At 45.2% G+C, this 22,264-nt stretch carries 24 protein-coding genes; 21 read left to right on the forward strand and 3 right to left on the reverse strand.

Features of this window, described 5'->3' with window-relative positions; translation table 11 throughout:
- The first annotated feature begins 18 nt into the window (after positions 1-18).
- The 5 genes from IGI66_RS00365 (at position 19) to IGI66_RS00385 (ending at position 3,617) form a co-directional block, all read left to right on the forward strand.
- The gene (locus tag IGI66_RS00365) at positions 19-396 is read left to right on the forward strand and encodes a transcriptional regulator GutM (protein WP_431380350.1); all 378 of its coding nucleotides are present in this window, start codon (positions 19-21) and stop codon (positions 394-396) included.
- Positions 397-459: 63 nt separating this feature from the next.
- Positions 460-993: a PTS glucitol/sorbitol transporter subunit IIC gene (gene srlA / locus IGI66_RS00370; protein ID WP_086305953.1), complete on the forward strand. Its 534-nt coding sequence runs from the start codon at positions 460-462 to the stop codon at positions 991-993.
- A gap of 13 nt (positions 994-1,006) precedes the next feature.
- Positions 1,007-2,077 carry a PTS glucitol/sorbitol transporter subunit IIB gene (gene srlE, locus IGI66_RS00375; protein WP_086305952.1) on the forward strand — a complete coding sequence of 357 codons (1,071 nt, stop codon included), beginning with the start codon at positions 1,007-1,009 and terminating at the stop codon, positions 2,075-2,077.
- A 28-nt stretch (positions 2,078-2,105) separates the two neighbouring features.
- Positions 2,106-2,459 carry a PTS glucitol/sorbitol transporter subunit IIA gene (locus IGI66_RS00380; protein WP_438846972.1) on the forward strand — a complete coding sequence of 118 codons (354 nt, stop codon included), beginning with the start codon at positions 2,106-2,108 and terminating at the stop codon, positions 2,457-2,459.
- A 195-nt stretch (positions 2,460-2,654) separates the two neighbouring features.
- Complete coding sequence (locus IGI66_RS00385) at positions 2,655-3,617, forward strand: sugar-binding transcriptional regulator (protein WP_086305950.1); 963 nt, start codon at positions 2,655-2,657, stop codon at positions 3,615-3,617.
- 58 nt (positions 3,618-3,675) lie between these two features.
- Here the strand turns inward: IGI66_RS00385 and IGI66_RS00390 are convergent, their stop codons facing one another.
- Complete coding sequence (locus IGI66_RS00390; RefSeq protein WP_010782176.1) at positions 3,676-4,608, reverse strand: alpha/beta hydrolase; 933 nt, start codon at positions 4,606-4,608, stop codon at positions 3,676-3,678.
- 168 nt (positions 4,609-4,776) lie between these two features.
- Here IGI66_RS00390 and rbsR point away from each other — a divergent pair, with 168 nt between their 5' ends.
- The 8 genes from rbsR to IGI66_RS00430 all read left to right on the forward strand — a co-directional run bounded on the left by rbsR (position 4,777) and on the right by IGI66_RS00430 (position 9,811).
- Entirely contained in the window at positions 4,777-5,769 is a 993-nt protein-coding gene (gene rbsR / locus IGI66_RS00395; RefSeq protein ID WP_438846974.1) for a ribose utilization transcriptional repressor RbsR, read from the forward strand.
- 98 nt (positions 5,770-5,867) lie between these two features.
- Positions 5,868-6,773, forward strand: a complete 906-nt coding sequence (gene rbsK / locus IGI66_RS00400) for a ribokinase (RefSeq protein ID WP_086305948.1) — start codon at positions 5,868-5,870, stop codon at positions 6,771-6,773.
- A gap of 15 nt (positions 6,774-6,788) precedes the next feature.
- Complete coding sequence (rbsD, locus tag IGI66_RS00405) at positions 6,789-7,184, forward strand: D-ribose pyranase (RefSeq protein WP_114525225.1); 396 nt, start codon at positions 6,789-6,791, stop codon at positions 7,182-7,184.
- A 24-nt stretch (positions 7,185-7,208) separates the two neighbouring features.
- A complete protein-coding gene (gene rbsU, locus IGI66_RS00410) occupies positions 7,209-8,096 on the forward strand; it encodes a ribose/proton symporter RbsU (RefSeq protein WP_314579801.1) in 888 nt (295 codons plus the stop codon).
- Between the two features lie 106 nt (positions 8,097-8,202).
- On the forward strand, positions 8,203-8,604 hold the full coding sequence (locus IGI66_RS00415) for a hypothetical protein (protein WP_435934412.1): 402 nt from the start codon (positions 8,203-8,205) through the stop codon (positions 8,602-8,604).
- A 59-nt stretch (positions 8,605-8,663) separates the two neighbouring features.
- Positions 8,664-8,966: a DUF5960 family protein gene (locus tag IGI66_RS00420; protein ID WP_010782170.1), complete on the forward strand. Its 303-nt coding sequence runs from the start codon at positions 8,664-8,666 to the stop codon at positions 8,964-8,966.
- A gap of 192 nt (positions 8,967-9,158) precedes the next feature.
- Positions 9,159-9,488: a hypothetical protein gene (locus tag IGI66_RS00425; protein ID WP_114525226.1), complete on the forward strand. Its 330-nt coding sequence runs from the start codon at positions 9,159-9,161 to the stop codon at positions 9,486-9,488.
- 5 nt (positions 9,489-9,493) lie between these two features.
- Positions 9,494-9,811, forward strand: coding sequence for a hypothetical protein (locus IGI66_RS00430; RefSeq protein WP_254908389.1), 318 nt, complete (start codon positions 9,494-9,496; stop codon positions 9,809-9,811).
- A gap of 100 nt (positions 9,812-9,911) precedes the next feature.
- On the opposite strand, the gene IGI66_RS00435 is transcribed toward IGI66_RS00430, so the two are convergent.
- Entirely contained in the window at positions 9,912-11,087 is a 1,176-nt protein-coding gene (locus IGI66_RS00435) for a NupC/NupG family nucleoside CNT transporter (protein ID WP_010782167.1), read from the reverse strand.
- Between the two features lie 367 nt (positions 11,088-11,454).
- Here IGI66_RS00435 and IGI66_RS00440 point away from each other — a divergent pair, with 367 nt between their 5' ends.
- The 4 genes from IGI66_RS00440 to IGI66_RS00455 all read left to right on the forward strand — a co-directional run bounded on the left by IGI66_RS00440 (position 11,455) and on the right by IGI66_RS00455 (position 16,701).
- Complete coding sequence (locus IGI66_RS00440) at positions 11,455-12,087, forward strand: GntR family transcriptional regulator (protein WP_010782166.1); 633 nt, start codon at positions 11,455-11,457, stop codon at positions 12,085-12,087.
- Between the two features lie 171 nt (positions 12,088-12,258).
- Positions 12,259-13,608: an FAD-binding oxidoreductase gene (locus tag IGI66_RS00445; RefSeq protein WP_438846979.1), complete on the forward strand. Its 1,350-nt coding sequence runs from the start codon at positions 12,259-12,261 to the stop codon at positions 13,606-13,608.
- 182 nt (positions 13,609-13,790) lie between these two features.
- A complete protein-coding gene (locus IGI66_RS00450) occupies positions 13,791-14,990 on the forward strand; it encodes a quaternary amine ABC transporter ATP-binding protein (RefSeq protein WP_010782164.1) in 1,200 nt (399 codons plus the stop codon).
- Positions 14,983-16,701, forward strand: coding sequence for an ABC transporter permease/substrate binding protein (locus IGI66_RS00455; RefSeq protein ID WP_010782163.1), 1,719 nt, complete (start codon positions 14,983-14,985; stop codon positions 16,699-16,701). Before IGI66_RS00450 ends, IGI66_RS00455 begins: the two co-directional genes overlap by 8 nt.
- Positions 16,702-16,752: 51 nt before the next feature.
- On the opposite strand, the gene IGI66_RS00460 is transcribed toward IGI66_RS00455, so the two are convergent.
- Positions 16,753-17,784, reverse strand: a complete 1,032-nt coding sequence (locus IGI66_RS00460; RefSeq protein WP_438846981.1) for a zinc-binding dehydrogenase — start codon at positions 17,782-17,784, stop codon at positions 16,753-16,755.
- Positions 17,785-17,969: 185 nt separating this feature from the next.
- Here IGI66_RS00460 and IGI66_RS00465 point away from each other — a divergent pair, with 185 nt between their 5' ends.
- From IGI66_RS00465 to IGI66_RS00480, 4 genes are read left to right on the forward strand one after another with little or no spacing between them, the layout of a single operon-like run.
- Positions 17,970-20,111: a BglG family transcription antiterminator gene (locus tag IGI66_RS00465; RefSeq protein WP_301521246.1), complete on the forward strand. Its 2,142-nt coding sequence runs from the start codon at positions 17,970-17,972 to the stop codon at positions 20,109-20,111.
- Positions 20,104-20,568 carry a PTS sugar transporter subunit IIA gene (locus tag IGI66_RS00470; RefSeq protein WP_010782160.1) on the forward strand — a complete coding sequence of 155 codons (465 nt, stop codon included), beginning with the start codon at positions 20,104-20,106 and terminating at the stop codon, positions 20,566-20,568. The genes IGI66_RS00465 and IGI66_RS00470 overlap by 8 nt, the downstream gene beginning before the upstream one ends.
- Before the next feature lie 12 nt (positions 20,569-20,580).
- On the forward strand, positions 20,581-21,993 hold the full coding sequence (locus IGI66_RS00475; protein WP_010782159.1) for a PTS galactitol transporter subunit IIC: 1,413 nt from the start codon (positions 20,581-20,583) through the stop codon (positions 21,991-21,993).
- Positions 21,986-22,264: a PTS sugar transporter subunit IIB gene (locus IGI66_RS00480; protein ID WP_010782158.1), complete on the forward strand. Its 279-nt coding sequence runs from the start codon at positions 21,986-21,988 to the stop codon at positions 22,262-22,264. Before IGI66_RS00475 ends, IGI66_RS00480 begins: the two co-directional genes overlap by 8 nt.

The raw sequence follows: 22,264 nt of genomic DNA on the forward strand, positions 1-22,264 counted from the left end.
TTGGAAAGGATGTAGCGTATGAGCGGCTTAGTGATCGTGCTGATCGTGTTGATGCTTAGTCAAAGTTTGCTGAGTATCGTGCAGGTAAAGTATTATCAGGGTTTTATCAAAAAAATCACGACGGAACAGGCTGGAACGGAGTATGAATTTTACACGGAAGTCGTTAAGGGAAAAGTGCTGCGGACGGTCGTTGCTGTGGTGGTGGATACGGAAGGAAAAGTCATCCATTGCTATATTTGCAGAGGCTTGACGATTTTTGCACGCTTCAAGGAAGAACCGTCGTATAGAGGTGCTCACTTAGCTGCGTATCATCACGGGGTCAAAGAGAAAGGGACACCTCATGTTGAAAAAGGATTAGGGCAAATTTATTCGCGGAAATTGGAAGCGGTTACCTAAGAGCGGTAGTTTTTATAAAGTCAAACGGTTAAATTTTAAAAAGTGAATGAGGAGGTTTTATTTATGAAATACATCGAGTGGGCAGGGAAAAACTTTATTGGGATGTTTGAGGCTGGCGGGGAGCAATTTATGGGATACATGACAGGGATCGTGCCGCTGTTGATCGTCCTTTTGACTTTTACTTATTCCGTCATCTCCTTTATCGGTGAAGAGCGTGTAGACAGAGCGATTCGGTATTGTTCAAAATATATGATTTTAAGGTATTCATTAATGCCTGTCTTGGCTGTTTTGATGTTAACCAATCCGATGGCGTATACCTTTGGGAAATTCGTAAGAGAAGAAGAAAAGCCTGCATTTTATGATGCTGCGGTATCTTTCGTCCATCCAGTGACGGGCTTGTTCCCTTACGCGAATGCAGGAGAGTTGTTTGTGTATCTGGGGATCGCAAATGGCGTGACCAAAGCCGGATTTAGCCAATCAAGTTTGGCGGTGCGGTATTTCTTAGTGGGGATCGTCGTGATCTTGATGCGAGGGATCGTTACGGAACGCTTGACGAAATTTATGATGGCCAGAGAAGCAAAAAAAGCGACGGCGTAAAGGAGGAATCGGAATGTACAAAACAGTATTTGTAAAACCTGGGAATAAAGGTTGGGGTGTCGGCTTGACGTTAACACCGACAGAAAAAATGAATAAAGTTGTGTCTGTTACCGGCGGCGGTATCCATCCGGTTGCGCAGCAGATCGCGGATTTGACTGGCGGGATCGCATGCGATGGGTTTAAAAATCAAATTCCAGAGGATGAAACGCTTTGCGCCGTTATCGACTGCGGCGGGACAGCACGGATCGGTGTGTATCCAATGAAACGAATTCCAACAGTGGATATTCTGCCATCTTCGCCATCGGGGCCATTGTCTAAACATATCACAGAAGATATTTTCGTATCTGGTGTTCGTCCAGAAGACGTGGCACTTGTTGAACATTCAGATTTAGAGGAACGCCAAATGGCAGCGATCGATCATGCCCACAAGAGTGACGCAGCATCCGCAGCAGCGACGGAAAAAATCGTAACGAAGCAAGAAGGACGAGAGTCGGACGAAGAATTTAAAGAAAGATATTCCAAGCTTAAGGAAAACCACGCAGAGCAGCAGGCGAAAAAAGACAGTTTCTTAGTTCGTTTCTCTCGGGGAATCGGCGGAGTGATGAGCACGTTCTATCAATCAGGGCGTGACGCGGTAGATATGCTTTTGAAGAACATCATTCCGTTTATGGCCTTCATCAGTATGATCGTAGGGATCATCAACTATACCGGGATCGGTGATTGGTTGGCAAAAGTCCTGTCTCCATTGGCGGGTTCGTTACCTGGAATGATTGTCTTGTCCCTTGTTTGTAGTATTCCGATCCTGTCCCCGATCTTAGGGCCGGGTGCCGTTATCTCTCAGGTTATCGGAGTATTGATCGGTACGCAGATCGCGAATGGCTCCATCCCAGTACAGTATGCACTGCCAGCATTGTTCGCGATTAGTGCACATGCGGGATGCGACTTTATTCCAGTTGGGTTATCATTAGGAGAGGCAAAACCGGAAACGGTTTCAATCGGTGTGCCGGCGATTTTATATAGTCGGATGCTGACAGGCTTCACCGCCGTGATCTTGGCGTGGTTAGCTAGTTTCGGAATGTATTAAAAATTGTTTGAATGGAGCGGATTTATTGATGGTAAAATCTAAAATTATTGAGGTCGGCAGCATGGTTCCAGCATTTGAAGAAGAACGATTGATCATTTTGTTTGGCCCTTCTGCCACTGCAGAATTAAGAGACATTTGTGTGATCCATGAGTTTGAGGATCGTCCGAAAGACGCATTGAAGATCGGCGGTAAAGTGATCTTTGGCGATCAGGAATTCACGATTGAAGAAGTTGGTTCGCTGGCAAATACGAATTTTGAAGAATTGGGGCACATTTCGATCTATTTTCGGAATGCGGTCGGAGAAATTTTACCGGGAGCGATCATTGTCAGCCCAGGTGAATTTCCAAAATTTGAACTGGGTGATGTCATCGAGATCCGTTAGCCCAATGTACGAGGGTGTGCCAAAAAAGGTACATCCTCTTATGTGTCTAAACAGGTCTTGTTTCAGCAAAAAAGAGTGAGACTCTAAGAAAGCTGCGAAAACTGAGCGTTGTCCTCCACTAGTCCCACTTGCACGCCTAGAAAATCACCCGTATAGTGGATAAGATGAAAAAGTTGTTCAGAGGATGGGATCAAAATGGCTATAAAACACAATCGAGACATCGTAAAAGTTGCGACGATGTATTACAAGAAAAACTTGAAGCAGTCGGAGATCGCCAAATACCTGGGCATCTCTCGTTCACTGGTTTCAAAGTATTTGAATGATGCGAAAAATGAAGGCATCGTGGATATCTTCATCAAGAGCGAGAGTGCCTACTCTATTGAACTGGAGCTGGCTTTGGAAGAGGCTTTTGGATTAAAGAAGGCGACGGTCCTGGACACCAGCAGTTTGCGAAAAGACGAAGTTGAACGCTTGCTTGTCCAAACGGCGATCACAGCCTTCCAAAAAGAAATCGCTAAAGCAAAAACGATCGGTCTATCCTGGGGAAAAATGCTGCGGGGGATCGTCGATGAATACCCGTATGAGAATCATGCAGAGGCGACGATCATTCCATTGATCGGCGGGTTAGGCTCTGAGATGGTGGACGTCCATTCGAATCAGTTGGCGTATGATCTATCGAAAAAGCTGCGGGCGAAATGTAAATATTTGTATGCCCCCGCATTGGTAGACAATGCCTTTATCAAAAAGAGCTTGGTTGAAAATGAAGGCATCCGTGATGTGCTAGAAGCGGGGAAAAATGTGGATTTTGCCCTCGTCGGTATCGCCAGCCCGTTTTCTAAAAACAATACGATGACAGAGATCGGCTATGTGGATCAGCAGGATATCGACGGGCTGGAGACATTGAATGTGATCGGCGATGTCAATTCGAAATTCATTGATCGGGCGGGGAAAGAGGTCCCGTGTGAGATCAATGAAAATGTGATTGGGCTAGGGGTCGAGGATGTTCGTAAAATCCCCAATGTCGCGGTGGCCTGCTATGAAGAAAGCAAGAAAGATGTTCTTTATGTAGGGACTAAGACAAACATTTTCACCCATATCACCGTGACAGATAGTTTAGCAGAATACCTATTGGAGCAAGCAAAAAACGAGACCTGTTAGGATCTCGTTTCAGGCTGTAGACAACGTCCATTTTATGGATGCTGTCTATAGTTTTTTTTTAGTTGTTAGGAACGTATTTTTGTAGGAAATCAGTGACTTTTTTCTGATACATCGCAGGATCTTTGCTCAAGGCTTCCGCGTGCTTGGCGCCTTGTACGACGTATTTTTCTTTCGGTCCTTTTGTAGCGTTGTAGACCTCATCCAACATGGCATAAGGCACAAAGTCGTCTTTGTCACCGTGGATAAAGAGCATTGGACGCGTGTTCTTATGCAGTTGCTTGATAGCGTCTGCTTCCCCAAAGAAATAGCCCGCGCGGACCTTTGTGACGAGACTGGTGACTGGGATCAAGGGGAAAGCGGGCAAATTGAACATTTCTTTCAATTGATAGCTGAGCTCTCCATTGACGGAGCTGTACCCGCAATCTTCGATGAATGCTTTGACATTCTCCGGCAATTTTTCACCGCTGGTCATCATGACAGTCGCGCCGCCCATGCTGACACCGTGCAGAACGATCTCGGAGGCAGGATCGTTCTTGATGACGCGATCGATCCATTGAAGGTAATCCTTTCGTTCATCCCAGCCAAATCCGATATAATCGCCTTCGCTCCGTCCGTGACCACGCGCATCCGGCATTAAAACATTGTAGCCAAGGTCATGGTAGATTTTGGCGTATTGAGGCATATCGGAGGCTTGCCCCATGTAGCCGTGAGCGATGATCACTGTTTTATGCGATTCTTTTTCTGCCGGCAGATAGTAAGCAGACAGGTTCAAGCCGTCTTTTGAATCAAGCTGCCAATCGGTGCGGTTATTTTTATCATTGAACCAAGTCTCAGCCGTTACTAATTCCGTCGATTTATTGGAGGAGCTGCCTGCCAAGAAATCTTTTTTCGCAGGAACCACCGCGTATGAGTAGAAGTAATTTCCGGCGGCGATCAGCCCGATCACTAAGACTAGAACGATGGCTAGAATAATTTTTGTGGCTCTATTCATTTGTTTCCTTCTTTCTTCTGGGATAATTCTTTTTAAGTAGACGATCACGAGGGATATCATTAGCAGTATAAAAAAAATTCGTCCCCATAGCAAGTTCATGGACAGGCATATTTACAGCTCCGCGTATTCATGAGAAAATGTAGCGAAGTTTGAAGCAGGAGAAATCGCATGAAAAATAAAAAAATTACCATCAAAGATGTCGCCAAACAATCGGGAGTCTCCATCGCCACCGTCTCCCAGATTTTAAACGGCAATGAAAATAAATTCAGCCCCAAAACAGTCGCGAAGGTTCTGGCCGCAAAGGCTGAACTGAATTACGAGCCTGATTATTTTGCCCGGCGTATGATCATGAAGAAAAGCAAGACTATCGGTGTATTGGTGCCAGACATTACCAATCCCTTTTTCGGTACATTGGTTCGGGGGATCGAAGGCGTATTGTACCGTGAAAACTTTGTGACGATGCTCTGCAACGCGGATCTAGACACAAAAAAGGAAACCGATTATTTGGAAGAATTGAGCCGCCGCGGCGTTGACGGCTACATCATCGCCAGTTCGGTGATCTCTAACCAAGCCATCAATGACACCTTGCGGAAAAAAAATCTGCCCTATATCGTGTTGGATCAAAAGAAGGCGGAAGGATTCAGCGATGCCGTCCTGACCGATGATCTTTCTGGCGGGCGGATCGCGGGGGGACACCTGAAGACGCTGGGGCATGAGAAGGTCGCCATCGTGCTGCCAAAGGACGCGCCGGCGAACATCCAAAAACGTCTGATGGGCTTTCAACAAATCTATCCAAAGGCGGACCTGATCTTTGGTGAATTAACGAAAATCGGTGGGCGTCATGCGGCGGCGAACATTTTACAGACAGAAGCGACGGCTATTTTTGCAGTCAATGATGAATTGGCCTTTGGGTTGTATTTAGGATTGGCTGAGCTGGGGAAAAAAATTCCAGAGGATTACAGTGTGATCGGGTACGACAATATCGATATGTGCGAATATGTCACGCCGCAACTGACTACGATCGCCCAGCCGATCTATGAATTGGGTCAAACCACTGCCGCATTATTATTGGAAAGAGTGGAGCAGCCCGCGAAAGATTGGGAAGAAAAGACCCTGCCGGTAAAATTGATCAAACGTTTTTCAACAGCACACTTGAAATAGCTTTCAAGCTGTGCTATATTTTTGGTGTCGAATTAAAACGTTTTAATAAAACGTTTTAATTTAAATCAAATGAACGAATCTGAAATGGAGTGACTAAAATGAATACGGTTACGATTATTGGAAGTATCAACTTGGATCGCACGATTCGTGTGAAAAAAATGCCTAAACCTGGCGAAACGATGCACACAAAAGAAATTTTTTCTGCTGGCGGGGGAAAAGGAGCCAATCAAGCCGTTGCGGCGAAACGTTCGGAAGCAGCGACGAATTTTATTGGCGCGATCGGCAATGACGCGGCAGGCGAGATGATGCATCAGCTATTATCAGAAGAAGGCATCGACTTAGCCGGTGTACAAACATTGGAGAATCAAGCGACTGGACAGGCCTACATCATCGTGGACGATCAAGGAGAAAACAGCATCATGATCCATTCAGGTGCCAATAATGCATTTATGCCAAAAGACGTTCAAGACCATGCAGATCTGATCGAAGCGAGTGATTTTGTCATTGCGCAATTTGAAAGCACTTTAGAAAGTACGATCGAAGCCTTCGAGATCGCTCAAAAGGCGGGAGTAAAAACGATTTTAAATCCAGCGCCAGCGTTGGAGCATGTGCCAGAGGAACTCTTGAAGGTGACCGACATGATCGTTCCAAATGAGACTGAAACAGAGATCATCACCGGCATCACTGTGACGGATGAAGCCAGCATGAAGGCGGCAGCAGAACAGTTGCACCAATTGGGCATCGAAGCGGTGATCATTACGATCGGCAGCAAAGGCGCTTTTTACGATGTGCAAGGTCGCAGCGGAGTGGTTCCAGCGTTCAAAGTGAACGCCGTAGATACTACTGCGGCAGGAGATACTTTCATCGGTGCCATGAGCAGCATCTTGAAAAAAGATTTCAGCAATTTAGAAGAGGCGATCCACTATGGAAATCAAGCATCTTCAATTACCGTTCAACGTTTCGGTGCACAACCTTCTATCCCTTATAAAAATGAATTGAACTAAGAAAGGAACCTTCTCATGAAAAAAAGTAAAGTCATCAACTCAGATATCTCTCGTGTCATCGCTCAAATGGGTCACTTTGATCAATTAAGTATTGGCGATGCCGGCATGCCCGTCCCTATGACAACAGAAAAAATCGACCTCGCTGTCGATAACGGGATTCCTAGTTTTATGGATGTTCTAAACAATGTATTGGAAGAACTTGAAGTACAACGCATTTATTTGGCAGAAGAGATCAAAACAGAAAACCCTGATATGTTGAAAAAAATCCAAGAACGATTGCCTGAAACACCGGTATCCTTTATTCCTCATAGCGAGATGAAGGCGGCGTTGAATGACAGCAAAGCATTCATCCGAACAGGCGAAATGACCCCCTATGCCAACATCCTATTAGAAAGCGGCGTCGTCTTTTAAACGTCGATAGAAGGAGGAACAACTATGAATACAACAGCGATTTTAATCGGTTTAGGGCCGTTACTTGGTTGGGGGCTTTATCCTACGATCGCCTCAAAAATCGGCGGCCGTCCGGTCAATCAAATTTTAGGGTCGACGTTAGGCACCTTGATTTTTGCTTTGATCTTTGCCATGGTCAACGGCATGGGACTCCCATCGGGCATGGATCTGGTCTTCTCGATCTTGTCAGGTGTGGGCTGGGCGATTGCTCAAATCATTACCTTCCAATCCTTTACGTTGATCGGCTCCTCTCGTGCGATGCCGATCACGACAGCTTTTCAATTATTAGGCGCTTCTTTATGGGGCGTGATCGCTTTAGGCGACTGGCCGGGTGTGAGCGCGAAACTGTTAGGCGGATTGGCGTTGGTATTGATCATTTTGGGTGCTTGGATGACGGTTTGGACGGAAGAAAAAACACAAGAAAAGGCCAGCATTTTGAAAAAAGCTGTTCTGTTGTTGGCCGTCGGTGAGATTGGCTATTGGGCCTATTCAGCGGCACCGCAGGCAACGAGTATCGATGGCATGCACGCATTCTTGCCGCAAGCGATCGGGATGCTGCTAGTGGCCCTTGTGTATTCAGTGATCTTAAGTGTGAAGGACAAAGAAAAATCTGCACTAGCAGAGACGGTGTCGTATAAGCATATCTTCTCAGGATTCTTTTTCGCCTTCGCCGCATTGACTTACTTGATCTCCGCGCAACCAGATATGAATGGGTTGGCGACGGGCTTCATCTTATCTCAAACCTCCGTCGTTCTGGCAACACTGACAGGGATCTGGTTCTTGGGACAAAAGAAAACAAAAAAAGAAATGACCGTTACGATCATCGGGCTGGTCCTGATTTTGGCTGCCGCTGCGATGACAGTGATGATCTAAAAGAAGGAAAGCTGCCGTGTCTTGGCGGCTTTTTTATTTGGAGAGCAAATGGACTAAGAATTTTCCGCTGAATGCTATAATCAATTAGAAGAAAAGGGGAGAGGTTATGAAGCTGACGGTTTCAATGGATATTTTAGAAGAGGCCTTTTATTATGTTTCACCGGTCAAGCCAGTTTCGACGGTGCCGCTGATCTACGTCACTTTTTTAGCAGAAAAATCTCAGGTGGCTTATACGGCGGAAAATGAAGCGAAGTTTGCTCGTAAGACGGAACGGATAGTCAAAACGGCATTTCATGAGATTCTACAGAAAAATCAGGAATACCGTGAAGCGTTAGATAACGATACGGTACTGACGCCGCAAGAGCATCTGACGAAGCAAGGCCACTTGATGGACGCAACGATCACAGCCTTTCAAAGTGCGCCGGAGTTGAACGTCATTCGAGTGGAGCTTACGGGCAGCTGGCCTGTTTTCCAAACGGAGGCAGGGCAGTTAGATTTAGAAGCGTAAGCGTGTTAGTTCAGTAAACGGCCGTCAGATGGTAAAGTGAAAGAGAAAGGGTGAAGAAAATGGATATGACCTATTTTGAAGGACAAGACGTATTTTTAGAAGATTATAAAAAAGCCGCAAAAGCAGAAACGATCGATTCCCAAAAGGTGATCGATGCGGTGATGGATCAATTGAACAAGCCAACACCGGACGACAAATTGTCGTACATTCTGCCTGGTTCAGAGACCGTAAGCGGGCGTTCTGTACGTTTCCCATTTCGTAAAGAACTGATCGCGATGGATCAGGAAGCCACGGTTTCGACGCAATTCTTTTACGAAGGCTCTCCCGTGGAATACGAAGTTTTAGATGAAGAGCAACGCTAATACCTCAGTCGTTCAGGCAGAAATGCTTGAACGGCTTTTTTTGACTTGCTTTAAAAAAAGAAGCTGGTATGATAGATATAATATGGTTTGTTATTTTTTAGCAAGAATGGGAGGTGATGGTCTTGCATGACCAACGAGCAGCAGGGCTATTTCCTGTACGCAATGAATTAAAACTGAAAAGGAGCTAATCCATTGTTTATTCTTGAAAAGAAAGCGGAATCCAAGCAACAAATATGGACCCATATCAAACGGCACTATCAGGGAGAAAAAGTAGCAGTTGTTGGCGTAAACAAGCAATTGCCGCAAACCTTCCTGCGAAACAAGCAAGTTATTTTTTATGAAAGTCTGACGGAGAATTCTTTGTTAGAAGAAGGAAAGAAATTTTTAGACAGCTTTGCGAAGGATTATTCTGCGTTTGTCTTTTATGTCGCGTGCTCAACAGAAGTAGCGGAGCAGTTGATCGACGCTGGACGTGCTTCAGGCGTGCGGGTCACCGTCACAGTGGCAGAAGCGGCTGCTTAAATCCAATGATGTGGAAAGAGGTCATTCGAGAAGAGACGGTTCAAAACACGATCTTGCGAAGCGGCTTGCGACTGCTGCATCAACCTGCATGGTACCGAGGCAAGGATAGAAAGGCGCTGCTGGAACTATCTGAGCACCTGCAGCGTGTGATGCAATTGCATTTAAAAACAGAGAATTTAGTCGTCGGCATTCCTGGCTATGGGAAAGAAGTGACACTGTTAGAAGTAGATGAGCCTGTGTTTGTCCCTCATCATAAAGTCGAGCAGATCGTCGAATCAGCAGAAGGGTATTACATCAAGTTAAAACTAATAAAAACCATTTAAAAGCAGTCGCACAGGTGTGCGGCTCTTTTTTTGGAAAGAGCGATTTTTTCAATAAAAAAACAACCGTTCAGCACTAAAGGAAGCTGAAGGGTTGCGTGGGTTAAAAGATCAAACCTGTGATGATCGCGCTTAAAAAGCTGACTAAACTGGCACTTAGCAAAATTTTCAAGCCATGCTTTGCTACTAGATTGCCCTTTTCTTCATTCAGTCCCTTCATCGCACCAGAGATGATCCCGATAGAAGAGAAATTCGCGAAGGAAACTAGGAAAACCGAAAGGATGGCTGTTGTACGCGGGGTAAAATCCCAGCTTCCTTTAGCCAATTCTGTCATAGCGACAAATTCATTGGTCACAAGCTTTGTGGCCATCAAACTTCCGGCATCCACGGCTTCTTTCCAAGGAATTCCTGTAAGAAACGCCAGTGGTGCAAAGACATACCCTAAAATTTCTTGGAAGGTCAGGCCTGTGAGCTTGGAGAAAATAAAATTGATCATGGCGATCAATGCGACGAAGCCAATCAGCATAGCCGCTACAGTGACCGCGACATGGAAGCCGTCAAGGATGTATTCCCCCAGCATTTGGAAAAAGGTTTGTTCCTTGTCCTCCTCGATCACCAAGTCGTCATTCTCCAATTGGTAAGGATTCACGACGGAAGCGATGATGAACCCGCCGAATAAATTCAACACAAGTGCCGTGATCACATAACGTGGCTGGATCAGTGCCATGTATGAACCGACGATCGACATAGAAACAGTGGACATCGCTGAAATACTCATAGAGGTCAGACGCTGTTCCGTTAAGGTAGGCAATTCCTTTTTAATGGAAATAAAGACTTCCGATTGTCCTAAGATAGCGGAGGCGATCCCGTTATAAGATTCCAATTTTCCCATGCCGTTGATTTTACTAAGACCGAGGCCGACGCCCTTCATGAAGAGGGGCAAGATTTTGATGTAGCGCAAGATCCCGATAATGGCAGAGATAAAGACGATCGGCATCAAGACATTTAGAAAGAAAGGGAAGCTGCCCTTGTTGGCGATGCCGCCAAAAACAAATTCGACTCCTGCTCCTGCAAAGCGCAGCAAAGCATCAAACACGCCAGCCAGACTGCCAACGATCGTCGTTCCTACCGTTGTACGCAATAAAACAAAGCCTAATAAAAATTGCAAAACTAACATGACCAGAATAGGCGAATAACGAATGTTCTTACGGTCGCTGCTAATCAAAAAACCTAGAGCCAAAACAAGGATCAGCCCAATAATACCTATCACAAAATGCAAAAAATCACTCCTAATATATGAATTCAACTGAATTTCCTACACGTTTCAGCGAAGAAAAACAGAACAGCAAAAAAATAATCTGGATTATCTTAGCTGTTTTAAGAATAAATTGCGAAGATTAACTCAAAAAATCAGCTTCTATGAATAAATTCTAAAGACGAAAGCACTAACAACTTCATTTTTTGCTCCTTTGATCTGAGTACAGATTTTCTAAAAAAAATATGCTATGCTTGAAAAGAATTCTGCAGAAAAAGCTGTCAGTTCCGTTTTTCGCAGTGTATAGAGTACAAAGTAAGCTATATACTTCCTCCTTTATTTAAGGCTAAGTCACTTTAACGGAATGATAGACGAACTAGGAGGGATCGAAATGGAAGGGGAAAACAAAAAGCGGGTCTTACTTCCGCGGTATCAGCAAGTAGCAGTAGAGATCGCTGAACGAATTGCGGACAAACGGTACCAAGTAGGCTCAAAAATCCACGCGCGTTCGACACTTGCCAGCAACTTCAATGTGTCGCCGGAAACGGCTCGAAAAGCCATCAATGTATTAGTCGATCTTGGGATCATGGAAGTGCGTCATGGCAGCGGCGCTTACGTTCTGTCGCGGGAAAAAGCGCAGGCCTATTTTGAAAAGTACCAAGACGTACAAACGATTCAAGAAATCAAAAACGACATTCAGGCCAGTGTCGATAAGCAAAAGCAAGAATTGGACAATGTCAGCCACTTGCTCAATCAATTGTTGTCTCAGACAAAACGCGTCCACAACGGTGCGCCCTTCGCTCCGTATGAATTGACCCTGACATCCGAGGCGGCCCACCTCGAAAGTACGGTCAATGAGCTGAACATTTGGCACGAGACCGGGGCGACGATCATTGCGATCCAGCAAAAGGATGAGCTGCTGTTGTCACCGGGTCCGTATGCGAAGATCTGTGCCGGCGACACATTGTTTTTTGTAGGGAACGAATTGGTCTTGCAACGGATGCAGCGGTTGTTTTATCCCTAGTGTTGCCGGATCAAAAAAAGGACCGTGAGGGGTCTTTTTTTTGATTGGTCAGAATTGAATCGCAAGAAAATGATAACGCTTTTTAATTTGAAGCCTTCTTCTTTTACTATTCTTAGCGAGCATGAGACAATTTCCTAATAAACGACCCTTTTGTGAAATGGAGGATGTATCATGGGAAAAAATCTATACGAATTGCCGCATTCGCTCAAAGAAATCGCGATATTTCCAGAAGACCCTCGTTACGATACCGTTCGTTCAAATGATTATAAAGTCGGCCAGCCAAAAATCGTCCTTTTAGCAGAAACAGAAGAACAGGTCAGTGAAGCGATCACCTATGCCGCAAGTGTGAAGCACGGGCAGGAAGCGCCGTTTCCATTTTCCGTGCGAAGCGGAGGCCATGGGTTGTCTGCGACGTCAGTCAATGATGGCGGACTGATTCTTGATCTCTCGAAAATGAACCAAATAACCGTTGTCGATAAAGAAAAAGGCCTCGTCCGTATCCAATCAGGTGCTCTTTGGGGAGACGTTGCGACGAAGCTGCACGCCGATCACTTGGTTCTTTCCAGTGGCGATCATGGAGATACAGGCGTTGGCGGTCTGGCCGTCTCTGGCGGGATGGGAACAGTCGTACGGGCCATGGGACTTACGATCGATTGCGTGGTCGGTGCGACGATCATTACCGCGGATGGTGAAAAACATGTCGTGGATGCCGCACACGAGCCGGAGCTTTTTTGGGGAATCCGAGGCGGCGGCGGGCAATTTGGCGTGGTGACGGAATTTCTTTTCCAGGCGGATACGGTCGTATCGACAAATCCCGTGTTCACTACACCGATCATCGTTCAAACGATCAGCTACACGGTAACGGACCTTTTTGAATTCATCCAAGCGTGGCATGGGTGGTTCAAGCAGGCCTCCAACCAACTAACGAGTATCATGTTGTTGAATCGAGGCGCGGACCAAACGGTCACAGTCCAAGCGAGAAACTTTTGGTACGGGGAAGAGACACCGCAAGCAAAAGAAGTGTTGGCACAGGCACTTCAATTAAGTGATAGCACCGCGAATACGGAAGTTGCGATGAACTATGCAGACTTTTTCCCAGACGAGCATGCACGGATCGAAGGGAAAAATACCGCTTTTGGGAAAAATACCTTGGTGGCGGATATTCCGTATGAAATCGTTGCTGAAATAGAAAAGCTTCTTGAGCTAGATTTTGTTTATGGCATTGAACTGCGTGCACTTGGCGGCGCTGTGAATGAGAAAACTTCCGATTTCAATGCGTGGTCATTTAGGGATGCGGAGATCATGATCGCTTATTGGTTCAACAAGGACTCCGCGGCGGAGGCGATCCAATTGTTCCAGCCTATTTTGGAATTTGGTCAAGGGGTCTATGGTGCCTATTCCAGTGATACCAGTCATGAGGAAACGATGCGTGTCTGGTCTGTACCGACGGCGAATAAATTGCGAGGGCTGAAGCAACAGTATGATCCGATGAATGTATTTACGGAAAATCGTGAAGCATGAGCTGTTTTTATATGTGAAGAACCTAGTGTCTGACGTTAGGTTCTTTTTTTGGCAATTTTTGAAGGAGGCGGCATTTTAGGGCGTATTTCCACTATTTCTGAAAATTTTCAGCATCTTCTTTGACAAAGTGACCACATGATGTTAGTGTTGTATGGTCACTTTTGTTAAAGGAGGATATAAATTTGAGTAAAGTTAAGGTAGAACATCTGACTAAAATATTTGGGAAAAAACAGCAACAAGCCCTTGCGATGATTCAAGAGAATCGCAGCAAAAACGAAATTGTAGAAAAAACAGGTGCGACTGTTGGTGTATATGATGCAAGTTTTGAAGTCAATGAAGGGGAAATTTTTGTTATCATGGGACTTTCTGGCAGCGGAAAATCCACAATGATTCGTTTATTAAATCGGTTGATCGATCCAACCTCTGGAGAGATCTATATCGATGGTGAAGACATTGCCAAAATGGATAAAGAAGCGTTGCGAGAAGTACGCCGCCATAAAATCAATATGGTTTTCCAAAATTTCGGACTGTTTCCTCATCGTACGATTTTAGAAAATACAGAGTATGGTCTTGAAGTGCGAGGCGTGCCGAAAGAAGAGCGCCAAGCCAAGGCAGAACAAGCATTAGACAACTCAGGGTTATTGACCTTTAAAGATCAATACCCAAATCAACTATCCGGTGGGATGCAGCAGCGGGTTGGATTGGCGCGGGCGTTAGCCAACGATCCAGAGATCCTGTTGATGGACGAAGCGTTCTCAGCGTTGGACCCATTGATCCGCCGCGAGATGCAGGATGAATTGTTGGATTTGCAGGCCAACGTGCAAAAAACAATTATTTTCATCACCCATGATTTGAATGAGGCGTTACGCATCGGCGATCGCATCGCTTTGATGAAGGACGGACAAATCATGCAGATCGGAACAGGGGAAGAAATTCTGACACATCCAGCGAACCAATATGTTCGTGATTTCGTAGAGGATGTCGATCGTTCGAAGGTTCTGACGGCACAAAACATCATGGTACCGGCATTGACGACCAATATCGAAGTCGACGGTCCAAATGTTGCCTTGAATCGGATGCGGAAAGAAGAAGTCAGCATGCTTTTAGCGGTAGACCGCAAGCGTAAGCTGAAGGGCAGTCTGACAGCAGACAAAGCCCGTGAAGCACGGAAGAATAATTTAGAAATTAAAGACGTCATCGATAAAAATGTCCGTCGGATACCAAAAGATATGTTGGTCACTGATATTTTTAATCTGATTTTTGATTCGCCAGCACCCTTGGCCGTAGTAGAAGGCGATCGCTTAGTCGGCGTCGTTATTCGGGGAAGTGTGTTAGAAGCATTGGCAGATACAGAGACAGAAGAGGTGAAGATGGATGTTTAATATTTTACAACAAGCCTTGCCCGTCGCAAATTGGGTAGAGAGCTTTACAGATTGGTTGACAGGAACATTCTCCGGATTGTTCTCAGCCTTACAGCACATTGGTCAATTTTTAATGGATGGGATGACCAGTCTATTAACGATGATCCCGCCATTATTGTTTATTTTAGCATTAACAGTTGCCGCCTTTTTCATTTCAAATAAGAAATGGGGATTGACGAGCTTCACGTTGATCGGATTGCTCTTCATTTATAATCAAGGGTTATGGACAGACTTGATGAGCACGGTCACATTGGTTCTTTTATCGAGTGTGTTATCGATCATCATCGGGGTACCATTGGGGATCTTGATGGCGAAAAATGAGACAGCAAAGAAAATCATCACGCCGATCTTGGACTTTATGCAGACGATGCCAGGTTTCGTTTATTTGATTCCTGCGGTCGCGTTCTTTGGTATCGGGATGGTCCCAGGGGTATTCGCCTCAGTGATCTTCGCGTTGCCGCCAACAGTTCGTTTTACCAACTTAGGGATTCGTCAAATTCCGAAAGAATTGGTGGAAGCCTCTGATTCATTCGGTGGAACAGCGAAACAAAAATTATTCAAGTTAGAATTGCCATTAGCGAAAAGCACGATTTTAGCCGGTATCAACCAAACAACGATGTTGGCTTTATCTATGGTCGTGATCGCCTCTATGATCGGTGCACCCGGTCTAGGTCGCGGCGTCTTGTCCGCCTTGCAGCGTGCACAAGTCGGGAATGGTTTCGTAAACGGCTTGGCTTTGGTTATCTTGGCGATCATCATTGACCGTTTCACACAAAACATCAACAAACCAAAACAACAATCTGCTCAAAAAATGCCGAAGAAGAAAAAGATCGGTATCGCAGCAGGTGTCGTTGCAGCGATCGTCTTACTGGCTTCCTTTGGATTAGGCGGAGCCTCAAAAGAAAACAAAGGGACGATCAATTTGACCTACGTGGAATGGGACACAGAAGTTGCTTCCACACACGTCGTCGGAGAAGTATTGAAGGAAATGGGCTACAACGTCAACATGACACCGTTAGACAATGCGATCATGTGGGAATCTGTCGCAAAAGGGGAGTCGGACGCGATGGTATCCGCTTGGCTGCCAAACACGCACAAATCTCAATTTGCACAATACAAAGATCAAGTCGATGATCTTGGCGTGAATCTGAAAGGGGCGAAAGTTGGGATCGTTGTTCCTGACTACATGGATGTGAATTCCATCGCGGACCTGACAGATCAAGCCAACAAGACCATCACTGGGATCGAGCCTGGCGCAGGTGTTGTGAATGCGGCTGAAAATACCGTGAAGGCTTATCCAAATCTAGCGGATTGGAACGTTTCTACGTCTTCATCTGGTGCGATGACCGTTGCTCTTGGTCAAGCGATCAAGAAAAAACAACCAATCGTGATCACAGGCTGGTCGCCACATTGGATGTTCGCAAAATATGGGTTGAAATATTTAGAAGATCCAAAAGGCGCTATGGGAACCGAAGAAGCGATCCATACAATGGCACGCAAAGGGCTGGAGAAAGATCAGCCAGAAGCGTACAAGGTATTGGACAACTTCAATTGGACGCAAAAGGACATGGAAAGTGTCATGTTAGCGATCAATGAAGGCAAAGACCCTTCTCAAGCAGCACAAGACTGGATCAAAGAACACCAAAAAGAAGTCGACGAATGGAAGAAATAGCATAAATAAAAAAACGCTGGTTTATCGAGGTTCCTCGATAAACCAGCGTTTTTATTCGGGCTTCAACAAGATTTTCAATTCGTCGCCATTCATTGCCAATTCAAAGCCTTTTTCCCATTCAGAAAGGGGCAGGATGTTCGTAACGATCAAGGAAGGATCAACGTTTGCTGTTGTTAACCATTCGAGGGTCTTTTTCCAAGAGCTTGGTTTTTGTGTGCGGGAACCGATGAGCTGGATTTCTTTGTTCAGAAGAAGACTCATATCCAACGGTACCGGGTTTTGTGCAAACAAGCCTTCTTGAATGACCGTTCCTTTTTTCTTTACGATTTCTAGCGCCTGCTGCAAGGCTTTTGGACTGCCGGAGCATTCAAAGACCTGATCAAAACCATGTCCGTCTGTTTGATCGCTGACAAGTGTCGACAGCTTGGTCACTTGGCTGTCGATGACTTGGGAGAGACCTAGATCGTTGGCTTTAGCCAATCTTTTTTGGTCCTTTGAAATCCCGATGAGCGTGACCTCTGCACCTAGTGACTGTACGACTAAGGCCAGCAACACACCGATCGGTCCGGGTCCGAAAACGGCAATTTTCTCATCGGATCGAATGCTTGTTTTTTCCATCGTTGCATGGATACAGCAAGCAAGGGGCTCCATCAAGGCAGCAGTTTCATCAGATACTTCCGGGGGAAGCTTGTGGCAGCGCGCCGCTTTTGCGGAAACAAAGTTGGCGAAGCTTCCATCTACTTGTGTGCCTAAGCCTTTACGTTGGCTGCATAGATTGTATTCTTCCTTTAGACAGTAAGGGCAAATTTCACAAACTTCATAGGTTGTCTCACTTACAACGCGGTCTCCAATTTGTAGATTTGTCACTTTATCTCCTGTTTCGCAAACTATACCAATGAACTCATGACCGAGTGTCAAAGGTATTTTTTTGTTATATTCTCCCTTCAATGCATGAATATCTGATCCGCAAATCCCACTATAAAGAACATCGATAATAACGTCGTTTTCCTCTGCTGTTGGCTTTTTAACCGAACAAAGAGCCATATTTCCAAAACCGCTGGCTAGCTTTCTCAAGGCTTTCAATGGTAGACCCTCCTTTTCTTTCTTTTTATAATTGTTATAAAAAATATTCCAGACAACTAGTATCCCAAGAGTAGCACAGCCCGCCTTTTTTGAGCTATCACAATTCTTTTGAGAATCGAACAAAAAGGATTGGTCTTGTGAAATAATAGGAGGCAGATACAATTAAATGTGTAGAGGTGAGAGGGATGAACAGAAGGATCAATAAAATTTTATTGGATGCTTTGCATAAAAAGGAAGACTCCTTGGTCAATTATGCCAAGTTGTTTAAGGTTTCTGAACAAACGATTCGGAACGATCTGAAAGAGATCAATTATCAATTAGAGAATAGCCATGTAGGCAAGGGGATCTACTTAGAAGACGGCTATTTGAAAATACCAAAGGAGGTCAATGTAAAAGAACTCTTCAAAACCTATGCTTCTTTTCAACAGTATCACTTAACCCTCGACGAACGCCGGACCATATTGGCACTGCTTCTGATCACCAGTCATGATTATGTAACGACGTATTATCTCTCCGAATACCTCTTAGTTAGTCGAAATACCTTGGTCAGCGATATCGAAGCGCTAAAAAAATGGTTTGCGAAGAATGACCTCGTCTTGCTTTCTCATATCGGTAAAGGGTACAAGGTGGCAGGAAATGAGCTGAAGATCCGAAACGCGATGACAAAACTGATCATCTTCAACGGTCTGTTTGATTATGGGTACGATTACGCGTTGGGATGGGAGAACAACATCTTCCAAAATTTATTGCTGGACATCATTGATCCAGACAATCGGTACCAAACGGTAAGCCTGCTGTTGATGGAGGCCGAAAAAGAAGAACAGCTGCAATTGTCTGATTTTTCCTACCAAGAGATGATCTGCTACTTGATCATCATGATTGAACGAATCAAATTCAATCATCCGATCGAGGCTTCCGAACGCTTGAATGACATGATGGAAAGCTCGAAATCCAATTTTGCCAAGACGATCGCAAGAAAGATCGAAACGTGTTACGCCATTTCGGCTGGAGAGGGAGAGCTCGGCCATCTGATCTCTATTTTACGGAGAAAAAGCTATATAAAAAATAATGGACGGAAGATCGATTCGATCGAGATTCAAATTCTTATCAATGAGTTTATTTTTAATTTGGCGAGGGAAATGGAGATCAAATACTATTTGAACAGCGATTTGTTTGATCTGCTGGAAAATCATTTGAAATTATTGATTTATCGTCTGTCGTTGAATGACAGCGTCGTGAATGTCCTCTTTGATGAGATTTATCAGTCGTACCCAGAAATGTTTGAGGTCGTAAAGCGAAACTTGGAAAAAATCGAACAGTTTTTAGCGATTGATGTGCAGCCGAATGAATTGTCCTTTATCGTCATGTATGTCATGGCGATCGTAGAAAACAGCCACAACACCCATTCCAAAGGTCCCATTCGTTTACGGATCGTCTGTAATTCTGGCAGCGGGACCGCGCAATTGATCAAAGTAAAGCTGCTCTCGGCATTTCCGCAAATCGACATTGTGTCGGTGGATTCCTCACACGCACTTCAAAAGAGTCAACCAGAAGACCAAGATCTGATCGTCAGTACAGTCCCATTGACTGTCGCGCATTCTCCGGTGGTTCTGGTGAACCCGATTTTGACAGAACAGGATATTGTGCGTATCCAAAAGGTGTTGTATAAGATCAAGCCGCGTCATTTTATTGATAAAGGCTACTTGATCACGAAAGAAGAGGCGATGATCGAAGAATTTTTGCCGATCATCCAAAAATACATTGACGATGGCGAATACCAAAATTTTCTAAGTGACATCGAAACATTTAATCAATTGAACGAACGTCTAACGGAGGAAAGCGAAGAGATCTGTCGGTTGACCTCCATACTGACGCCAGACCGTGTCCTGTTGGAGCAACACAGCAGCAACTGGCAATTTGCCGTGGAAGCCGCAGGGAAATTGCTGCTGCGAGATGATCTGATCACCCCCGATTATATCCAAGCCATGATCCAAATGGTGGTTGATTACGATTCCTATATCGTGATCTCTCCGGGAGTAGCGATCCCCCATGCCGAATTTTCTCATGGGGCGAAGAAAATCGGCGCAAGCTTTGTTCGTTTAAAAGAGCCTGTCGCCTTCAATCACCAAAAGAATGATCCGGTAAAGTACGTGATTGCTTTTTCACTGCCGGAGGGTGTGTCGATCGGGACGTGTTTGTACTATTTCACAGAGATTTTAGCAACAGAGGATTTTTTAACATTGATGGACCAGTGTCGATCGGAAGAAGCGGTCATGAGTCAGTTAAAAAAATTAGAAGATAAAGTGATGGGATTTCCTTATGAATAAATTACTGAGAAAAGAGAATGAGAAATTTTTATATTATTCCTTCGATGAAGAGGAAAAAGAAGCGCTGCTCGCTGAAATGAGTGCGGTTTTGATTGATGCCGGCTTTGTTTATGAGAGCTATCAACCAGCGGTCATCGAGCGTGAACGAGTCTTTCCGACGGGCCTTCCCACGCAAGGACTCAGCGTTGCGATCCCTCATACAGATTCGGACCATGTGAAAAAGGAAGGGTTTCTGGTAGGAGTACTGGAGAAGCCTGTGCGCTTTGAGATGATGGCCAGCAAGGATGTTTTTTTAGAAGTGGAGCTTGTTTTTATGCTGGCGATCAAAGAGCCAGAAGATCAATTGGCGATGTTGCAAAAGCTGATGCTGCTATGTCAGGATGAAAAAAATTTACAGTTGCTCAAGTCAAAAGAGAAGGTTGTTGAGGTGGAACAATTATTGAAAACTATTCAGTAAAGGAGAATAACAATGGTAGATATGTTAAAAGCGGGAGTTAACTATATCCTGGATCTTGGTGCAGCCGCGATGCTGCCAATTATTTTGACTGTTTTTGGGTTGGTGCTCGGTCAAAAACTGAGTAAATCGTTTCGTGCGGGGTTGACGGTAGGGATCGGGTTTACGGGCTTGAATCTAGTCATCGGCTTGCTTTCAGATTCTATCGGCAAGTCCTCTCAAGCCATGATCGAACGCTTGGGACTGCAATTAGATATTTTGGATGTCGGGTGGCCGATCGGAGCAGCCATCACGTTTGCAACACCGATCGCAGTGGTTTTGATCCCAGTAATTTTTATTTTTAATATTATTCTATTGCGATTTAACCTGACAAAAACGATGGACGTGGATTTGTGGAATTATTGGCATTTGATTTTCCCCGGTGCGATGATCTATTATGCGACAAACTCGATTTGGATCGCGATCGTCTGCTCACTGATCAATACGTTTGTGATCTTTAAATTGGCCGATTGGACGGCGCCAGCGGTGGAGCATTTCTTTGGTCTTCCGGGCATATCATTGCCCCACGGGGAGACGGTGAATTTTGCGCCTTTGACCTATGCGCTGAATCGTGTGTGGGACAAGGTACCGGGCATCAATAAAATCGATATCAACGCGAAAAACTTGAAGGACCGCCTGGGTATCTTCGGCGAGCCGATGATGATCGGCCTGGTATTAGGAGTTGGGATGGGCTTGCTGGCGGGCTATGATTCGCAAGCGATCATCCAATTGGGTGTCCAAACGTCGGCAGTTATGATCTTGATGCCGCGAATGGTGGCACTATTAATGGAAGGGCTTTCTCCGATCGCAGAAGGAGCGAAAACCTTTATTCAAAAACGTTTCCCAGGAAAAGAAGTATACATTGGGCTAGATGCAGCGGTAGTGACGGCACATCCGGCGATCATTACAGTGGCGCTGCTGATGGTACCGATCACGATTTTACTCGCGGCTGTCTTACCGTTTAATCGTCTCTTGCCTTTCGCTGATTTGGCCGTGCTGCCGTTTACGGTGATTTGGTCGGTGGCAGCGTCAAAGGGAAATATTTTCAGAGGGCTGTTGAATTCGATCGCTTCTGTTTGTATCGTCTTGTTCATCGCGACCAATTTAGGGGCTTTGACGACGACGATGGCTCACGCGGTAGGCTTTGCTTTTCCTGAAGGGGCAACGATGATCTCAGGGATCGACATGAGCAGTCATATCACGTTATGGATCATGCTGAAGCTGATCGATCCGTCCAATCTGCCGGCCTTTATGGCAGGGGCAATCGCCTTAGTGATGTACGGTGCCTTATGGTTCTGGACACGCAACGATATTAAAAAGCAGTATGGGTTGCCTACAGGAAAAGATGACCCAGACAATACGATCAAAGGAGCCGAGTTGAATGAATAAAAAACATATTTTAATTGCTTGCGGCACAGGTGTCGCCACATCGACCGTGGTGTGTATGCGCGTCAAAGAAGAGTTAGAAAAGAACAATATCCCGGCAACAGTGGAGCAGTGTAAAGTATCCGAGCTGCCGTCGAAAATCCATGGTGCGGATCTTGTCGTGACGACGACGGCCTACGAGAGTGAGGATATCCCAGTGATTCGCGCGCTGTCTTTCTTGACGGGGATCGGGATCGAAGCAGACGTACAAAAGATCGTGGATATTTTGAGCTAA

Source organism: Enterococcus sp. AZ048 (assembly GCF_051715125.1).
GTDB lineage: Bacteria > Bacillota > Bacilli > Lactobacillales > Enterococcaceae > Enterococcus_A > Enterococcus_A gilvus.

Coding starts and splice junctions, on each gene's coding strand:
- IGI66_RS00365 (WP_431380350.1), top strand. CDS start 19: ATGAGCGGCTTAGTGATCGTGCTGATCGTGTTGATGCTTAGTCAAAGT.
- srlA (WP_086305953.1), top strand. CDS start 460: ATGAAATACATCGAGTGGGCAGGGAAAAACTTTATTGGGATGTTTGAG.
- srlE (WP_086305952.1), top strand. CDS start 1,007: ATGTACAAAACAGTATTTGTAAAACCTGGGAATAAAGGTTGGGGTGTC.
- IGI66_RS00380 (WP_438846972.1), top strand. CDS start 2,106: ATGGTAAAATCTAAAATTATTGAGGTCGGCAGCATGGTTCCAGCATTT.
- IGI66_RS00385 (WP_086305950.1), top strand. CDS start 2,655: ATGGCTATAAAACACAATCGAGACATCGTAAAAGTTGCGACGATGTAT.
- IGI66_RS00390 (WP_010782176.1), bottom strand. CDS start 4,608: ATGAATAGAGCCACAAAAATTATTCTAGCCATCGTTCTAGTCTTAGTG.
- rbsR (WP_438846974.1), top strand. CDS start 4,777: ATGAAAAATAAAAAAATTACCATCAAAGATGTCGCCAAACAATCGGGA.
- rbsK (WP_086305948.1), top strand. CDS start 5,868: ATGAATACGGTTACGATTATTGGAAGTATCAACTTGGATCGCACGATT.
- rbsD (WP_114525225.1), top strand. CDS start 6,789: ATGAAAAAAAGTAAAGTCATCAACTCAGATATCTCTCGTGTCATCGCT.
- rbsU (WP_314579801.1), top strand. CDS start 7,209: ATGAATACAACAGCGATTTTAATCGGTTTAGGGCCGTTACTTGGTTGG.
- IGI66_RS00415 (WP_435934412.1), top strand. CDS start 8,203: ATGAAGCTGACGGTTTCAATGGATATTTTAGAAGAGGCCTTTTATTAT.
- IGI66_RS00420 (WP_010782170.1), top strand. CDS start 8,664: ATGGATATGACCTATTTTGAAGGACAAGACGTATTTTTAGAAGATTAT.
- IGI66_RS00430 (WP_254908389.1), top strand. CDS start 9,494: ATGATGTGGAAAGAGGTCATTCGAGAAGAGACGGTTCAAAACACGATC.
- IGI66_RS00440 (WP_010782166.1), top strand. CDS start 11,455: ATGGAAGGGGAAAACAAAAAGCGGGTCTTACTTCCGCGGTATCAGCAA.
- IGI66_RS00445 (WP_438846979.1), top strand. CDS start 12,259: ATGGGAAAAAATCTATACGAATTGCCGCATTCGCTCAAAGAAATCGCG.
- IGI66_RS00455 (WP_010782163.1), top strand. CDS start 14,983: ATGTTTAATATTTTACAACAAGCCTTGCCCGTCGCAAATTGGGTAGAG.
- IGI66_RS00465 (WP_301521246.1), top strand. CDS start 17,970: ATGAACAGAAGGATCAATAAAATTTTATTGGATGCTTTGCATAAAAAG.
- IGI66_RS00470 (WP_010782160.1), top strand. CDS start 20,104: ATGAATAAATTACTGAGAAAAGAGAATGAGAAATTTTTATATTATTCC.
- IGI66_RS00475 (WP_010782159.1), top strand. CDS start 20,581: ATGGTAGATATGTTAAAAGCGGGAGTTAACTATATCCTGGATCTTGGT.
- IGI66_RS00480 (WP_010782158.1), top strand. CDS start 21,986: ATGAATAAAAAACATATTTTAATTGCTTGCGGCACAGGTGTCGCCACA.